Below are 16281 nucleotides of genomic sequence, written 5' to 3' on the forward strand. Positions count from 1 at the left end.
TTTTACATCCCCAGATAGATACGACGGATTTCGTCGTCGTTGACGATGGCCTGCGCCGAACCCGAGGTCATGATGCTGCCCGCTTCGAGCACGTATGCCGAATCGGCTATGCCCAGCGACAGCGCGGCGTTCTGCTCGACGATCAGCATCGTCAAGGCGCGCTCCCGATTAAGCCGGCTCAAGGCGCCGAAAATCTCGCCGGTCAACTGAGGCGACAGGCCCAGAGAAGGTTCGTCCAGCAGCAGCAGTTTCGGCGAAGCCATCAAGGCGCGCGCGATCGCCAGCATTTGCTGCTCGCCGCCGGACAGGCTGCCGGCCGCTTGGGTCTGCCTTTCCTTCAGGCGCGGAAACAATTCCAGCACCATGTCCAGATTGCGCCGACGTTCGCTTTTATCGCGCAGCAAAACACCGCCCACCGCCAGGTTATCGGCGACGGACAAGTCGCGGAAGGTGCCACGGCCCTGAGGCACGTGGCCGATGCCGGCCTGGGCGATTTTCTCGGCCGGCCAGGCGGAAATATCCTGATCGCCATAGACGATGCTGCCGCTGCGCCGTATCAAGCCCGAGATCGCCCGCAGCGTGGACGTTTTGCCTGCTCCGTTGACCCCCAGCAGCACACTGGCCTTGCCGGGCACCACTTCGAGCTCGACGTTGCGCAGCACGGTGACCGGCCCATAACCGCCATACAACCCTGAGATTTTCAATCCTATCGTCATGCCGGGGTCCCCAGGTAAACAGCGATCACATCCTCGTTGGCCTGCACCTGTTCGGGCGTGCCGTCGGCGATGATCATGCCCTGGCTCAGCACCACGACATGCGTGCAAAGTTCCATGACCAGCCGCATGTGGTGCTCGACGATGAGTAAAGTCATGCCGCTTTCGGAGCGCAGGCGGCGCAGCATGCCGCCCAATTCCTCGACTTCGCCGTGGCTCAGCCCGCCCGCCGGCTCGTCCAGCATCAGCAGCTTGGGCGAGGACATCAGCGCCCGCGCGATTTCTATTCTCTTGAGCGTGCCGTACGGTAAATCGCCGGTGCGGCGCTGCGCGATGCCTTCGAGGCCGATGTCGGCCAGATGCTTCATGGCGCGGTCATGCAACTCGCGCTCCTCGTGCCGAGCCCGGGGCAGCCCCAAGGCGGTTGCAAGGAAACCGGCCTGAGAGCCGAAATGCCCGCCCAGCTGCACGTTCTGCACCACCGTCATTTCGGGATACAGGCCCACGTTCTGGAAAGTTCGGCAAATGCCGGTGCTGATGATGCGGTGCGGCGCCATGCTGTCTATGCGCCGGCACTGGAAATGGATTTGCCCGGTATCGATGGGCACCAGGCCGCTGACGGTATTGAACAGCGTCGTCTTGCCCGCGCCGTTGGGCCCGATCAGCCCGCAGATTTCATCTTGCCTGACCTGAAAGCTGGCCTGCTTCAATGCCTGTATGCCGCCGAAATTGACACCGACGTCCATCACCTTGAGTATGGGTTCGCCGCCCTTCGGCGCGGTTTGGGGTGCTTGCATGCTTATCTCTGTTTTTATGGGTGGCTGTTCAGCGCGGCCAAAGCCCCGTCGACGATGCCTTGGTACCCCGTACAGCGGCAAAGATTGCCGGCCAGTTTTCTGCGCACGGTTTTTTCATCTATGGCTTGGCCGTTCAGTTCGCGGCGCAATTCGACCAGCGTCATCAACACGCCTGGAGTGCAGTAACCGCACTGCAGGCCGAAATGCTCGGACAAGGCCTCTTGCAAAGGGTCCAGCGTGCCGTCATCCGCGGCCAGGCCTTCGATCGTGGTGACTTCGCAGCCATCGGCCTGCACCGCCAGCATCAGGCATGAGCGCGCGCTGACGCCATCCACCAGTACCGTACAGGCGCCGCATACACCATGCTCGCAGCCCACATGCGTGCCGGTCAGTCCCAGGTGATGGCGCAGGGCGTCGGCGAGATTCACGCGCGGTTCGATCTCGAACTCGTAGTCGTCGCCGTTCACCTTCAGCCGTACGAGCATACGGTCAGTCATCGCGCATCTCCTGTACACGGGCCAATGCACGGCCGACCGCCCGTCGAGTCAGTACTCCGGCCACGTGCTGCTTGTATTCGGCGGGAATCGTCAGGTCGTCGTCGGCGATGAGTTCGCCCGCACGGCGGGCCAAGTCCTCCGCCATCGAAGCCTGCGGCGCCCGCCCCAGCCAAGGCGCCGCATCCAGGCATACGGGCGCCGGCCGCAGTCCGCCGACGGCCGCCGATGCGCGCGTGAGTTCGCCTTCACGACCCAATTCGACCAGCACGCCGACCGACACCACGGCCAAGGTTTCGCCCCGGCGCGTGACCTCTTCGAACGCCACGCCGTGGCGCTCGGACCGGATGGGAAATTCGACCCGTGCCAGGAATTCGCCCCGCTTGGCCTTATTGCATAAATAACCGTCATTGAACTCGCGCACCGACATGCTGCGTTCGCCGTCGCGGCTTTTCAGTACCACCGTGGCATCGAGGACATACGCGGCCACGATAAGTTCGGCGGTGGGATCCATGTGGGCGATGCTGCCGCCCACCGTGCCGCGATTGCGCGTCTGCTGAAAACCGACATACCCGAGTGCCTGGATCAGCAAGGGGCAGTGTTCGGCCACCAGCGGGGACAGTTCGGCCTCGCGCTGCCTGGTCATCGCGCCGATGACGAGCTTGTCGCCGCGCAACTCGATGCCGCCCAGCCCCTCGACCCGGTTCAGGTCGACGAGATGGTCGGGCGCGGCGACGCGCAGATTCAGCATGGGCATCAGCGATTGCCCGCCGGCCAGCATCCGTACGTTGTCGAGGCTGGACAGCAGTTGCGTCAGCTCGATGCTGGTGCGCGGCGCGTGATAGACGAACGATGCAGCTTTCATGCGGCCACGGCCTCGCTGGCGGCGCGCACCAGAGCGCTCAGGCGGATGGGGGTTATCGGGATGTCGCGTATGACCACATCGTAGGGGCGCAAGGCGTCTTCGATCGCCGATGCCATCGCCGGCATCGCGCCTATGGTGCCGCCCTCTCCAGCCCCTTTTATGCCCAGGGGGTTCAATGGGGTGGGCGACTGCATGTGATGGACTTCGATACGTGGAGAGACTTCCGCCGTGCTCAGCAGGTAATCGATATAGGTGCAGGTCAGCGGCTGCCCGTCGTCACCGTAGCGCATCCACTCATACAGCGCGCTGCTGATGCCGTGCACGGTACCGCCTATGATCTGGCCCTCCAGCATCTTGGGATGAACGATGGTGCCGCAGTCGTGCACGATGAGATAACGCAGTATCGTGACTGCGCCGGTTTCAGCGTCGACCTCGACCTCCACGACATGCGTGCCGTTGCTGTAGGACAAACCTACGGGCAGGAAATCCACCGCCGCATGCAGGCCAGGCTCCATGCCGGCCGGCAGCGAATAGCCTGGGCTGCCGGCCAGCGCCTCGGCTATATTGGCCACCGCGCACCGGCGACCGGGCTCAGCCTCGACGTAAACGACGCCGTCGCATAGCGTCAGCGCGTCGGGCCTGGCTTCGAGCCAGGCGGCGGCCACGCGGAGAATCTTGTCGCGCACCTGGCGCGCCGCCTGATGGACAGCATTGCCGGCCGTGACGGCCTGGCGGCTGGCGAAGGCGCCCAGGCCATTCGGAACGGCATCGGTATCGCCGGCGCGCACGCGTATCCGTTCGGGTCGCACGCCCAGTTCGGCGGCCGCCAATTGAGCCAATAGCGAGATCGTGCCCTGGCCCTGCGAACAGGCGCCGGACGACACGACGACCTGACCCGAGGGCCCGATGCTTACCACAGCGCTTTCGAACGGCCCTCGGCCGGTGCCTTCGATATAGTTGGCCAGGCCTATGCCTATGCAGCGCCCTTCTTGCGCGGCGGCCGCGCGGCGCGCCTCGAAGCCGTCCCAGTCGATCAGTTCCAGCGCGCGGCGCTGCGCCTCGACGTAGTTGCCGCTGTCGTAGGTCATTTCGCCGCCGTCGCGCGTGAACATGCCGGTGCGGTACGGCAGCTGCTCCGGCTGGATGAAATTGCGGCGGCGGATTTCGTCACGGCCCAGGCCTATCCGATGCGCCAGCCTGTCCAGCAGCCGTTCCATCACGAACATGCCTTGCGGACGGCCCGCGCCGCGCGTCGGCGTCGCCGGCACCAGATTGGTCAGGCACAGGGAAAGCTCCAGCCGATAAGAGGGCAGCACATAAGGGCCCACCAGGTTGGTGGCCGAGTTGTACGGCAGCATCAAGCCATAGGGCGTATAGGCGCCATGGTCGTGTATCAGTGAGCCGCGTATGCCCAGCAATCGCCCCTGCTCGTCGGCCGCCGCTTCGATTTCCCAATACTGGTCGCGTTCCTGTGTGGTCGCAGTGAAGTTTTCGAAGCGGTCTTCTATCCATTTGACGGGCCGGCCCATCAGCATGGACGTGGCGGCCACGGCCAGTTCTTCGGGATGGAAAACGAACTTGGGGCCGAACCCGCCGCCGACGTCGGGCGCAATCACGCGCACCCTATCCTCTGCCAAGCCCAGCGAAAGGCACAGGAGACGCTTGGCACGGTGCGGCATCTGGGTGCTGTCCCAGACGGTCAGGTGCTGTGCGGCATCGTCCCAGCGGGCAACGACGCCGCGCGGTTCGAGCGAATTGCCGCAGCCTTTATGCAAATGGAACTGTTCGGACACCACGTGCACGGCTTTGGCGAACGCGGCATCGGTGTCGCCATAGCCGGTGACCATGTGCGCCACCAGATTGTCGGGGCAGTCGGAACGTGCGCACGGCGCGCCTTCCTGCAATCCGAGCCTGGGATCCACCACGATGGGCAGCGGCTCGATTTCCAGCAGCACCTGGGCGGCGGCGTCTTCGGCGAGATGGCGGCTGTCGGCCACAATGATCGCGATGGGCTCGCCGACGTGATGGACTTCGCCATGGCTGAGCACATGGGGATCGACGTCGAAGCGCAAGGCTTTGGCCGGCATGGCCATGGGAATCCGGTCGCTCTGCAGCAGGGTGCGCAGGTCGTCATAGAAGAACACCGCGTGCACGCCTGGTATATCGAGCGCCGCTGAAGGATCGGCCTTAAGGATGCGGCCATGCGCGACCGGACTGCGCAGAAATACCGCATGCAGTTGCCCGTCCAGCCTGATGTCGTCAATGTAGCAGCCCTGGCCGCCAATGAAAGCGGCATGCTCGAGTCTGGCGGATGACTGGCCCACCCCACTCGCCGAGGCCATTCTCGCTTCACACGACGCCTGCTGCACGCTTGTCTCCTTTATTTTCGACATGGCTATGTTGTTGATATGTTACCCAACAGTAACTAACATGCCAATAAAGCGCTTATAGGTATTTTCGCTATGTAAATAAGCAGGAATGCGCAATAGCCAGCATCTCGTCCACACTGCTGATCTTGCGACGCACTGCCTCCGGCGTGGCGGCCACGCACTCGGCCGCCTCGATTCGCTTCCAACCTTCGAAATCGACCGTCCGCAAGCCGCGTCCCTGTATTTTGTCGAGCAAACCCGCGCGGCCTGCACGCCCGCTCGGCGGTATCTCCAGGCAAATACGCTGCGCCACCGCCTCGCCGTCGGCGCGATTGGTGCCGATCTTGCCCGAGGGGCCCCTTCTAAGCCAGCCCGCCACGTACAAGCCGCGGCATAGACGCCCATCGTCATGGTGCAGGCGGTTGCCTTCTGGCGCCAGCGCCAAGCCTTCCAGCGCGCACGCCCTGTATCCTATCGCCGCGATCACCGTCGAGCAGGCCAAGTCGAAAGTCCGCCCGGTGCCGGCCGGTACGCCGTCGGCTCCCGACTCCATGCGCTCGAACCTGATGCCTTCGACGCGGTCCGCTCCCAGAATCTCCAACGGCTTGGCGTAGAAATGCAGATGAATCCGCTTCGGCTTACTGTGGGGATCGGCGTGCGCATAGGCCTGCAGGCATTCCAGATTCTTGGCCTTGACCCGCCTGTCGCGCGGCGACAGATCTTCTCCGGGCCGGTCGGGAATGTCGGCCGGCTCGGCCAGCGCCACCGCCTGTTCCAGCGTGCCCAGCTCAGCCAGTTCCACCGTCGTGAATTTGGCCTGCACCGGGCCGCGCCTGCCCATGACATACACTTCGCCCGGCGCGCTTCTTGCGATGTGCTCCAGGGCATAGGGCGCCATGTCGCTGCGCTCCAGTTCGGCGCGCGATTTCGACAGTACGCGCGCGATGTCTATCGCGACGTTGCCGTTGCCGACGACGACTGCGCCGGGAGCGCCCAGCCTGGGCTGCAAGCCCGCCAGATCGGGATGGCCGTTGTACCAACCCACGAAACTGGCCGCGCCATAGACGCCCGGCAGGGTGTCACCGGGTATGCCCAGCGAAGCGTCTTGGGGCACGCCGTGCGCCAGCACGACCGCGTCGTAGAGCTCGCGCAGTTCGGCCAGCGCAATGTCCCTGCCGATTTCAACGTTGCCGATGAAGCCGACCTGCGGCGACAGCGCAATGCTTTCGAACAGCTCCTGGATCTTCTTGGTTTCCTGATGGTCGGGCGCAACGCCATAGCGTATCAGGCCGAACGGCGTGGGCAGCCGGTCTATCAGGTCTATCTGCGCACGAGGCGCCAATTCCGTCAACGCCTGCGCTGTATAGAATCCGGCAGGCCCCGCGCCGACGATGGCCACCGACAACGATGCGGCTGGACTGTTCATGGTCTTATCTTCACGCCTGGGCGGCAAAAAGCCTGTTTACATGGGTATGGGGCAACGGTCGCATTGAACATTCAGCCTTTTGGCCTGTGCGATAAATTCAGCCGCCCGCGCAACGGTCACGTCCAGCACGCGCTTTCCCGTCTCGGCATTGGCGCGGGAAGGATCCGAATACGAACCGTGCCCGCCGGTCTTTTCATAGAACTCGGCGGCCGTCGCCTGCACGAAGGCAATGTTCTGATCGAACGGCGGATCCATTGGAAACGTGGCCGCGAAGGCGGGCAGAGGCCGGTCCGGCATGGGCAGGAATTCGCCGGGTTTTACCAGTTCGGGATGAGCGTGCAGCATGAACGAGGTTTCGACGTTGCCCGCGTGATGCGAGCCATCGCGGCCGTTGCCGGAAACCTCGCAGACATCCTTGCGGGCGATGAGATGCGTATCGATGATCGCGACAAAGGCTCCGGTCTTGTAGCGCAGCTTGGCCATTGCAATCTGCATGGGCGGCAGATTGGCCACGCGGTTGCCGTTCACAAAGACGATCTTGCGAAAGCCGTGCGAGATGAGGCTCTCGCCGATATCCACGCACACCGAAGTCAAGGTTTCGGGCCGCAGCGTGATGCCGCCGGGGTAAGCCAGGTGATGCGGCGACCAGCCGAAGTGCATGGGCGGCGCGACCAGCACGCCCTCCTGCCTGGCCACAGTCTCGGACACATCCGCGGCCCAGGCGGTGTCGACCATCAAAGGCGTATGGCGGCCGTGCTGTTCGGTGGCTCCCACGGGCACCATGACAAGGTCGTCGTGTTCCAGATAGGCCGCGATATCCGGCCAGGTCAGTTCGTGCAGCCAAACGCTGTCAGCCATCTTGCTTCTCCGTGATCAACGCGCCGCGGGCGCAGGGTCGAATTCGGTATCGAGCTTGTCCTCGACGTCCATCCAGTCTTCCGCGTCCTGCGGCACCTCGCCGGACCTGAGAATGCGAGGCCACATGGCCGAATACTTGTTGTTGAATTCGACCCAGAACGCTGCCCCCGGTACGGTATCGCGCACAATGGCCTCGGCCGGGCATTCGGGCTCACAGGCGCCGCAGTCAATACAGGCCTCGGTCTTGATGACCAGCATGTTCACTCCTTCGTGAAAACATGAGGCCGGGCAGGACTGCAGGCAGTCCTGGAACTTGCAGCGCACGCATTTATCCGTAACGACGAAAGCCATGCGGTCTCCTATCGGACATGTTCTTCAATGGTCGCGGTCAAGCCTCTACCGCTCGATTCCGGCGTGGCAATGCCGCGCCAAGGTGCTCCTTGGAGGGCGCGATGTCGGTCACCAGATCCCTCAGCAAGGCCTTGTCCTGAAGCGGCTTGATCGATGCGCCCTGCGGCGTCAGCCGCGCCGCACAGGCATAAACCACTTCGCCGTCCACCAGCACCGAGCACTCTTTGCAGGCGTTCGCATTGATGCAGCTGTAGCGGAAAGCCAGGGAAGGGTCGGTATGCGACCGTATCCACATCAAGGCATCCAGTACCGACATGCCCTCGACGTAAGGCACCTCGTAGACGACCGGCTCCTGGCCGCCCTCGTCGGAGCCGCGGGCTACTTCGAGTTTCAATGTATCCTTCATCTCATGCGACCTCGTCCATGTGTTGCACGGCAGGGCGTTTCACCGGTTGGGCCCAGGTGCTTGCCAGTTCCGCGCCGTCCAGGCGCAGAATCTGATTCTTTTCAAAAGCCGTCTCAGTATCTTCGTAGTCCAGGCGCTGATGCGCGCCCCGGCTTTCCCGGCGATTGAGCGCCGAGAGCGTGATCGCCTCGGCGACCAGCAAAGAGCCGCGCAGCTCGAACCAGTCTTCGACAGTCGGGTTCCAGACGCCGCCGCCGGTAACGGCGACCTGGGGCAACGCCCGGCGCATCTCGCGTATGCGCGTCAAAGCAGCGGTCAGCGGCTCTTCACTGCGCAGCAGACCCACGTTCAGCCACATCAGGGCTTTGAGTTCGTTCCAGACCGCCGACGTGCCCGCAACCGTTCCGTGAGGCGCGGCCTGCGCACGCTCGGCGAGCTGGGCTATCATGGCCAGCGCGGGCGCAGCGGCTTCATCGCTCCACAGCTGTGGCGCATCCTGCGCGGCCCGTGCGGCGCTTCGACCCGCCAATTCGCCGAACACCAGCGCCTCTGGCAAGGCATTGCCCGACAAACGATTGGCGCCATTGGCTCCGCCCACGGCCTCGCCGGCCGCATACAGGCCGGGCACTCCGGACTCCATGGAAGCGTTCACGCGAATGCCGCCCATGTGATAGTGCGCAATGGGCGCGACTTCCACCGGCCGCTTGCTCAAATCGATGCCGTTCTCGGCCAGCAAATCGATGACCGGGCCGAACGCCGCACGCAGTTCGGCTTCGGGCACGTGCATGAAGCTCAGATAGGCGCCACCCGCCGGAGACCCCCTGCCCGCTTCGTTCTCCTTGACGATGGCATAGGAGGTGACGTCGCGCGGGGCGGTGTAGTTGCCGCGGTCCACAATGCCGTAGTTTTCAAGGAATTCCTCCATGTTCCCATTCAGCAGCCGTCCGCCGAGCTTGTAGCGGAACGGATCCCACATGATGGGGTCCATTCCGACCAGTCGCGGCGCCAGATGTCCGATGGGGAAAAACTGGGGGAACTCCATATCCACCAGCTCTGCGCCGGCACGCAAGGCCAGCGCGTAGGCATCGCCGCCCATATTGGCCGAGGCGCTATTGCGCTGGAACAGCTTGGTCAGCCCGCCTGCGGCCAGAATGGTCGCCTTGGCCGACAATGTCACGACTGCGCCATCGTCCTGGTTCACGGCGACCGCGCCGATCACCCTGCCTTCGTGCTTGATCAGTTCGCGTACCGACAAACCGCTGACACGATTGACTCCCCGCGTGCGGGAGACCGCGGTGCGCAGCGTCTGGGCCATGGCCGGGCCGGTATTCAATACATCCACGTAGACGCAGCGGCGCGCACTATGCCCGGGCGCCTTGACCGCCCTTACGCGGCCAGCATCGTCGCGCGCCCACCCCACGCCCCATTCATCCAGTTCGCGAATGCGCGCCGGCGCACCGTTGCACAGTACGGCCGCCAGAGCCTCGTTGCACAACCCGCGCCCAGCCTTGAGCGTATCCTGCAAATGCCGCTCGCAGCTGTCCTCGTCGTAGTCGCCCAATGCGGCGGCCACGGTCATCTGCGCCATGATGGTCGCGCCGCCGCGGCCGACCAGGCTTTTGTCCACAAGCAGCACTTTGCTGCCGCTCTTGGCCGCCGCCATCGCGGCATACATGCCCGCCGCGCCGGCTCCAATCACTAGTACATCGGTTTCTATATGCGGCATATCGTCATCCTTGCTCGCGTTCCCTTGCGGCGGCAGCTCAACCTTAAACTGTCAATCCGTCAATACTGAAATGTTATTAACTCATAACAGACATTTCATTAAAACCTAGAGAAAACCCGCATAACTGGCGTAGAAGCTTTGAACCACAGCGGGCACTTCTCTAGTACGATATGAAACGAGCTGCAAAAATTCGGACGAGCCATAGGAGCTTCGATTCCGGAGCTATAAATCTGCGTAGCCGAGCAGATCTGACATGGCAGGCTAATGGCCCCCTATGCCTCTTCCTTTAAAACAACCCAGCGGTGGCATTTCGCTCATGGCGGTGAACGACATCATGGACATCCCGGTCGATCAGAGAACCAAAAACCTGGGCGACGAGGCTTTCGATCGCATCAAACACGACATTATTTGGTGCCGCCTCCGGCCAGGCGAAGAGATCAGCGAAAACCGCCTCACGCAGATATATGGGCTGGGCAAGGCGCCCATCCGCCGGGCCTTGTCCAGATTGACCCAGGAAGGCTATGTGATCTCAGTGCCGCGCCACGGACACATCATTGCGCCGGTCACGCTGCAAACCATCCGAGAACTGTTCGAATTGCGCTTGCTGCTCGAACCCGCCGCGGTGCAAAAGGCCTGCGGCCGCATCGACACCGCCCGTTTGCGGGCGCTCAACGAACGCTGCGCCAAGGGCTACTTGCCGGGCGATGAGGTCAGCGAGAAGGCTTTCATGGAAGCCAACCAGGGTTTTCATCTGGAAATCGCGCACGCTTGCGGCAATCAGAAACTGGCAGCGATACTTTCTCAGATCATGGACGAGATGGCCCGTCTGCTGCATCTGGGCTTCATCCTGCGCGAACGTCCGGAAGTCATGATGCACGAACACGCCGACTTGCTCGAGGCCGTCGAATCCGGCGATCCGGCCAAGGCATACAACATTGCGGTCGCGCATATCAATAGTTCGCGCACGCTGGTGCTGGACGGCATCATGACGCATACCAACCTGAGCGACACCAGCATACAGCCCAGATAAAGCAGTTATGGCCGTTGGGCGAAGGCCGATCGGCGGGGCCACTCGATCAGGCCTGCGAGCACCGTTCATATAGCCTCAGCTCATATCCAAATTTCCTTATATTCGTTCGGAATCTATAGAGCGGCCAATAGAATTAATGGAAATAAAGAACCGCGACCGCGCCACGGCCGCGGCTTGTTTCTCTTCATTCAACGCAGATTCCATGAGCCGACTCACCATACAAACGATCGATACCGCCGCCGAAGAAGCCAAAGAGCGCCTGAGCAATGCGCAAAAGGCCAACGGCTTCCTGCCCAACTTGCTGGGCGTGCTGGCCAATGCCCCCACCGCCCTCGAAACTTACCAGGTCGTAGGCGCGATCAATGCGCGCACTTCGCTAAGCGGCGCCGAGCGCGAAGTGGTGCAGATCACGGCCGCCGCCCGCAACGGCTGCGGCTTCTGCGTGGCCGGCCATACGGCCATCGCGCGCAAGAAGCTGTCCATGCCCGAAGACGTCATCGAAGCGCTGCGCGGCACCAAGGCTCTCAGCGATCCCAAGCTCAATGCGCTGGCCGTATTCACCCTGGCCGTCATGGAAAGCCGCGGCCAGGTCGGCGACGACGACTTGAAGGCATTCTTTGCCGCGGGCTATACGCAGCAGGCTGCGCTGGAAGTGGTTCTGGGCGTCAGCCTGGCCACCCTGTGCAACTACGCCAACAACCTCGCCCAGACCCCCATCAATCCCGAGTTGCAAGCCTTTGCCTGATCCATCCGAGGAATAGCAGTGTCCCAAGCCCAGCACGCCTTCATGGCGCCCATCGTCCGGTTGATCGAAACCGAACTCGCTCCCCAGGTGCAGGCCATCGACCGTGAAGGCCTCTATCCGGCGCAGTTCATGCACAAGCTGGGCGCCCTGGGCGGCTTTGGCGCGGCGCTGCCCGCCGAAAGCGGCGGCGCGGGCCGGGGCCTTGCCGCCCAGATCGAAGTCACGGCCAAAGTCGGCGAACATTGCGGTTCGACGGCCTTTCTGGTCTGGTGCCAGTCCAGCTGCGCCTGGTATCTGCACAATTCCGACAACCCCGCGGTGCGCGAGCGCTATCTGAACGACGTGGCGCAAGGCCGCCTGCTGGCGGGCACGGGCATGTCCAATGCGGTCAAGCACTTGGCCGGCATCGAAAAAATCCATCTGCGCGCCCGCCGCGAGGGCGACGGCTACGTCGTCAGCGGCTCGCTGCCCTGGGTGTCGAACGTGGGCGACGGCCATCTGGCGATCGTGGCCGCGGCGGTCGAGGACGAGGGCTACATCATGTTCGCCACCCCCAGCACCGCAGCGGGATTCGAGTCGCGCCCCTGCCTGGAGTTTTCCGGCCTGGAGGGTACGCAGACCCTGACCTTGCGCTTTCAGAATGTAAAGGTGCCGGCCGAGGACGTTCTGGCGCATCCGGCTCAATTCAAGCAGTATGTCAGCCGCATCAAGCCGGGTTTCGTATTGGGCCAGATCGGCATGGGCATCGGCATCGTGCGGGCCTGCATCGGCATCGCGCGCGACAGCAACGCCAGCGTCGGTCACGTCAACGCCTTCCTTGACGATCAGGAAGGCGAGCTTGCCGCTCGACTGGCCGGCATCGAAACCCAGGTCGCCGGGCTGGCGCCTCTCGCCCAGGCCGGCGCCACCGACATGCTTCCGGTGCTGAAGGCGCGCGCCGCCATCAGCGAGCTGACGCTCAAGGCAGCCAACTCGGCCGTGCTGCATGCCGGCGCGAAAGGCTATCTCATGATCCATCCGGCCCAGCGCCGGCTGCGCGAGGCGGTCTTCGTCGCCATCGTCACACCGGCGCTGAAGCACTTGCGCAAAGAGATCCACGATCTCGAGAGCCGCGCGGCGCAGGCGGGCTCCGCCGAACCGGCGCCGCCCCTGCACACCGCGGCCGCTTAGGGCCTGTCTCAAGGCACAGACATCATGGCAGTTTCCACCGCTGAAGCGCCCACCGTACTGGAGGCGCAGTCCATCGAATTGCGCTACAAGCGCGCCAATGCGCAGCCCAACACCGTGCTGCGCGACTTCTCGCTGCAACTCGCCCAGGGCGAGATCGTGGCCGTGCTGGGCCCGAGCGGGGTCGGCAAATCGTCCCTGCTGCGCGTGCTGGCGGGGCTGCAAGAGGCCCAGCAGGGCACCGTCCACGTGCACGGCGAACGCCTGCAAGGCCCGCACCCGAGGCTGAGCTTCGTATTTCAGGACGCCAGCCTGCTCCCCTGGCTCAATCTCGAAGAGAACGTCGGCTTCGGCCTCGACTTCAAGCATCAGCCGCAAATCAGCAAGGCCGAGAAAAAAGCCCGGGTCGCCGCAGCCATCGCCGACGTGGACCTGACCGAAGCGTCCGAACGCTATCCCTCCGAGCTGTCGGGCGGCATGGCCCAGCGCACCGCCCTGGCCCGCAGCCTGGCGCGCCAGCCGGAGATCCTGCTGCTGGACGAACCCTTCAGCGCGCTGGACGAAATCACCCGCGGCGACATGCAGGGCCTGCTGCTGCGCATCACCCAAAAATACCGGACGTCGGCGGTGCTGGTCACGCACGACATCGACGAAGCCCTCACCGTGGCCGACCGCATCATGCTGATCGGCGGCAAGCCCGGCGAGCTCATCGGCCAGTGGCGGCTGACGGGGAGCCACCCGCGCGACACCGTCAGCCCGGAAAGCACCGCCGTCCGGCTGCAGATCATGCAGTTGCTGCGCGACGCGCGCGGCCACGCGGCAGACCCTCAGAAGCTCGCCGCCTGAACATCACCACAAGGAAAACTCGTGAGTTCCCATACCGACAGCACCCGGGCCCGCCGGCGCCAATTCCTCAAGCTTTCATCCATGTTCACCGCCATGGGCGCGCTGCCGCTGCTGCAAATGAGTCAGGCCGCCCGCGCGGCTGAACCGGACGCGCCGCTGCGCATCGGCTATCTGCCCATCACCGATGCCACGCCCCTGCTGGTGGCGCATCACAACAATCTGTTCCAGGAACAAGGTCTGCAGGTGGAAAAGCCCCGCATGTTCCGCAGCTGGGCGCAGATTGTCGAGGCCTTCCTGGCCGGCCAGGTCAACGCCGTGCATCTGCTTTCCCCCATGACGGTCTGGGCCCGCTATGGCAGCAAGTCGCCCGCCAAGGTCGTGGCGTGGAACCACATGTCAGGCTCGGGCCTGACGGTGCAGCATGACATCGACAGCATCGAGGACCTGGGCGGCACCACCGTCGCCATTCCCTTCTGGTATTCGCTGCACAACGTCGTGCTGCAGCACCTGCTGCGCAGCAAGGGCCTGGAGTCCATCAGCGACGGCGCGCCTACCCGGAAACAGGTCAAGCTCGTCGTGATGGCGCCCTCCGACATGGTGCCCGCACTGGCCAACAAGCAGATCGCCGGCTACATCGTTGCCGAGCCCTTCAACGCTTCGGCCGAAGTGCTGAAAATCGGCAAGATCCTGCGCTTTACCGGCGACGTCTGGAAGGACCACGCCTGTTGCGTCGTGCTGATGCACGAACAAGATCTGCAGCAGCGCCCCGAGTGGACCCAGAAGGTCGTGAACGGCGTGGTGCAGGCTCAGGCGTGGATCCAGGAAAACCGCGAAGAGACCGCGCGCATCCTGTCCAAGGACAACCCTCAGCGCTACACCCCGCACTCGTACGAAGCCCTGGCCCAGGTGCTGCAGCCCGAACTGCTCGACACCCAGCTGTATGAATCGAGCGGCGCCATCGTCAACACCGACTGGAAGGAAAAACGCATCGACTTCCAGCCCTACCCCTTCCCCAGCTACACCGAAGAGCTCATCGTCAAGCTCAAGGAAACGCTGGTGCTGGGGCGGAACGAGTTCCTGGCCGAGCTCGACCCCGCTTTCGTGGCCCGCGACCTGGTCGACGACCGTTTCGTGCGCAAGGCGATCGAGCAGGCCGGCGGCCCCGGAAAGTTCGGCCTGACCTCGTTCACGCGCAAAGAGTCCATTACCGTCTGAGCCCAGCGGCGCGAACCGCGCCGCCCCGATGACACAGAAACATGATCAGAAGCTTGAAAAGCCCTTCCTCCACCGCCTGGACCTACGGCATCGCCGGACTGGCGGCCCTGGTGGCCCTGTGGTGGCTGGGCGCCCATCTGCTGCAAAGCGGCATCCCGCTGGCCTCGGCGCTAAGCCCCGGGCCGGCCCTGGCCAGCCTGTACGACCTGCTGGCGCAAAACCAGCTCACGACCCACACGCTGATGAGCATGAAGCGTGTGGCGGTGGGTCTGGCCCTGGCGCTGCTGTTGGGGGTGCCCATCGGCCTGGCCATCGGTTCGTCGCGCCTGCTCGAAAAAAGCACCAGCAGCGCCTTTCAGTTTCTGCGCATGATCTCGCCGCTGTCGTGGATGCCCATTGCCGTGATGGTGTTCGGCATCGGCGACGCGCCGATCTACTTCCTGCTGACTTTCGCGGCGGTGTGGCCCATCATTCTGAACACCGCGGCCGGCGTCAAGCAATTGAATCCGAAGTGGCTGCTGCTGGCGAAGAGCCTCAGCGCCACGCGGACGGAAGTGCTGTTCCGCATCGTGATCCCGGGCATCCTGGGACATATCCTGACCGGCGTGCGGCTGGCGATCGGCATTATCTGGATCGTGCTGGTGCCTTGCGAGATGCTGGGGGTCAGCTCTGGTCTGGGCTACTTCATTCTGGACACCCGCGATCGCCTGGCTTATTCGGAACTGATGGCCGTCATCGTGCTGATCGGCGCCTTGGGATTTGCCCTGGATATCCTGGCCCAGAAGCTTTACCAGTATTGGACGCATAGCACTTCGAACGACTGAAGCGGCGCGCCGCCGCGGCCGACATGCAGCAGCGTCTTAATTGTTTGCCTCTGTCTCGTAACGTTTTCTGCCTCGGGGCTTTCCTTCAACCAAACCGACTTTGAGTTCTAAACCGCCGCTGGAGGCGGGCAGGCTCGAAGCGGTCGGTCAGGCGGTTCGGCCTTTGGCCGAACTTCCCGCGTTGAGCGCGCCGGCGTGGGCGGCGGGAGAACTCGACCTCCGCCGCTGCGCGGCTCCGGGACTCGGACAGGCTCTCGCCGACATCCCCCACGCCGGCGCGCTCAACGCGGCGCCCTCCAACGCCCGCTTCGAGCCTGCCCGCCTCCAGCGGCGTTTAAAGACCCAAAAAAACCGGCGGAATAAAACTCAACCAGGGCCGGCAGATAATATTCAAAAAGCCGGCACGATTAGATTCCGGCGTCCCTACTTGCCGCCACCCGTCGCATGCA

Annotated in this window: 16 protein-coding genes; 6 read left to right on the plus strand and 10 right to left on the minus strand. The window is 63.6% G+C overall.

Features of this window, described 5'->3' with window-relative positions; translation table 11 throughout:
• Positions 1-2: 2 nt before the first annotated feature.
• The 10 genes from CSC67_RS15005 to CSC67_RS15050 all read right to left on the minus strand — a co-directional run bounded on the left by CSC67_RS15005 (position 3) and on the right by CSC67_RS15050 (position 10005).
• Positions 3-716 carry an ABC transporter ATP-binding protein gene (locus tag CSC67_RS15005; protein WP_118995250.1) on the minus strand — a complete coding sequence of 238 codons (714 nt, stop codon included), beginning with the start codon at positions 714-716 and terminating at the stop codon, positions 3-5.
• Positions 713-1510 (minus strand): ABC transporter ATP-binding protein, encoded by a 798-nt coding sequence (locus CSC67_RS15010; protein WP_118995251.1) that lies wholly within the window; start codon positions 1508-1510, stop codon positions 713-715. Before CSC67_RS15010 ends, CSC67_RS15005 begins: the two co-directional genes overlap by 4 nt.
• A 14-nt stretch (positions 1511-1524) precedes the next feature.
• On the minus strand, positions 1525-2007 hold the full coding sequence (locus tag CSC67_RS15015) for a (2Fe-2S)-binding protein (RefSeq protein ID WP_118995252.1): 483 nt from the start codon (positions 2005-2007) through the stop codon (positions 1525-1527).
• On the minus strand, positions 2000-2869 hold the full coding sequence (locus CSC67_RS15020; RefSeq protein WP_118995253.1) for an FAD binding domain-containing protein: 870 nt from the start codon (positions 2867-2869) through the stop codon (positions 2000-2002). The genes CSC67_RS15015 and CSC67_RS15020 overlap by 8 nt, the downstream gene beginning before the upstream one ends.
• A complete protein-coding gene (locus CSC67_RS15025) occupies positions 2866-5211 on the minus strand; it encodes a xanthine dehydrogenase family protein molybdopterin-binding subunit (RefSeq protein WP_167752910.1) in 2346 nt (781 codons plus the stop codon). The genes CSC67_RS15020 and CSC67_RS15025 overlap by 4 nt, the downstream gene beginning before the upstream one ends.
• Before the next feature lie 118 nt (positions 5212-5329).
• On the minus strand, positions 5330-6664 hold the full coding sequence (locus CSC67_RS15030; RefSeq protein WP_118995255.1) for an FAD-dependent oxidoreductase: 1335 nt from the start codon (positions 6662-6664) through the stop codon (positions 5330-5332).
• 36 nt (positions 6665-6700) lie between these two features.
• Positions 6701-7522 (minus strand): creatininase family protein, encoded by an 822-nt coding sequence (locus tag CSC67_RS15035; protein WP_118995256.1) that lies wholly within the window; start codon positions 7520-7522, stop codon positions 6701-6703.
• A 15-nt stretch (positions 7523-7537) separates the two neighbouring features.
• Positions 7538-7873: a ferredoxin family protein gene (locus CSC67_RS15040; RefSeq protein ID WP_118995257.1), complete on the minus strand. Its 336-nt coding sequence runs from the start codon at positions 7871-7873 to the stop codon at positions 7538-7540.
• 37 nt (positions 7874-7910) lie between these two features.
• Positions 7911-8279 carry a 2Fe-2S iron-sulfur cluster-binding protein gene (locus CSC67_RS15045; protein ID WP_118995258.1) on the minus strand — a complete coding sequence of 123 codons (369 nt, stop codon included), beginning with the start codon at positions 8277-8279 and terminating at the stop codon, positions 7911-7913.
• A 1-nt stretch (position 8280) separates the two neighbouring features.
• Positions 8281-10005, minus strand: coding sequence for an FAD-binding protein (locus tag CSC67_RS15050; protein ID WP_118995259.1), 1725 nt, complete (start codon positions 10003-10005; stop codon positions 8281-8283).
• 316 nt (positions 10006-10321) lie between these two features.
• Here CSC67_RS15050 and CSC67_RS15055 point away from each other — a divergent pair, with 316 nt between their 5' ends.
• The 6 genes from CSC67_RS15055 to CSC67_RS15080 all read left to right on the plus strand — a co-directional run bounded on the left by CSC67_RS15055 (position 10322) and on the right by CSC67_RS15080 (position 15832).
• Entirely contained in the window at positions 10322-11035 is a 714-nt protein-coding gene (locus CSC67_RS15055; RefSeq protein ID WP_167752911.1) for a GntR family transcriptional regulator, read from the plus strand.
• A 202-nt stretch (positions 11036-11237) separates the two neighbouring features.
• Positions 11238-11780 (plus strand): carboxymuconolactone decarboxylase family protein, encoded by a 543-nt coding sequence (locus CSC67_RS15060; protein ID WP_118995278.1) that lies wholly within the window; start codon positions 11238-11240, stop codon positions 11778-11780.
• Positions 11781-11798: 18 nt separating this feature from the next.
• Positions 11799-12950 (plus strand): acyl-CoA dehydrogenase family protein, encoded by a 1152-nt coding sequence (locus tag CSC67_RS15065; protein WP_245220244.1) that lies wholly within the window; start codon positions 11799-11801, stop codon positions 12948-12950.
• Between the two features lie 24 nt (positions 12951-12974).
• Positions 12975-13793, plus strand: a complete 819-nt coding sequence (locus CSC67_RS15070; RefSeq protein ID WP_118995261.1) for an ABC transporter ATP-binding protein — start codon at positions 12975-12977, stop codon at positions 13791-13793.
• An 81-nt stretch (positions 13794-13874) separates the two neighbouring features.
• On the plus strand, positions 13875-15008 hold the full coding sequence (locus CSC67_RS15075; RefSeq protein ID WP_209304336.1) for an ABC transporter substrate-binding protein: 1134 nt from the start codon (positions 13875-13877) through the stop codon (positions 15006-15008).
• Positions 15009-15049: 41 nt separating this feature from the next.
• Positions 15050-15832: an ABC transporter permease gene (locus CSC67_RS15080; RefSeq protein ID WP_118995263.1), complete on the plus strand. Its 783-nt coding sequence runs from the start codon at positions 15050-15052 to the stop codon at positions 15830-15832.
• The last annotated feature ends 449 nt before the right edge of the window (positions 15833-16281 follow it).

It is taken from the genome of Pusillimonas caeni, from assembly GCF_003545815.1.
Classification (GTDB): Bacteria; Pseudomonadota; Gammaproteobacteria; order Burkholderiales; family Burkholderiaceae_B; genus Pusillimonas; species Pusillimonas caeni.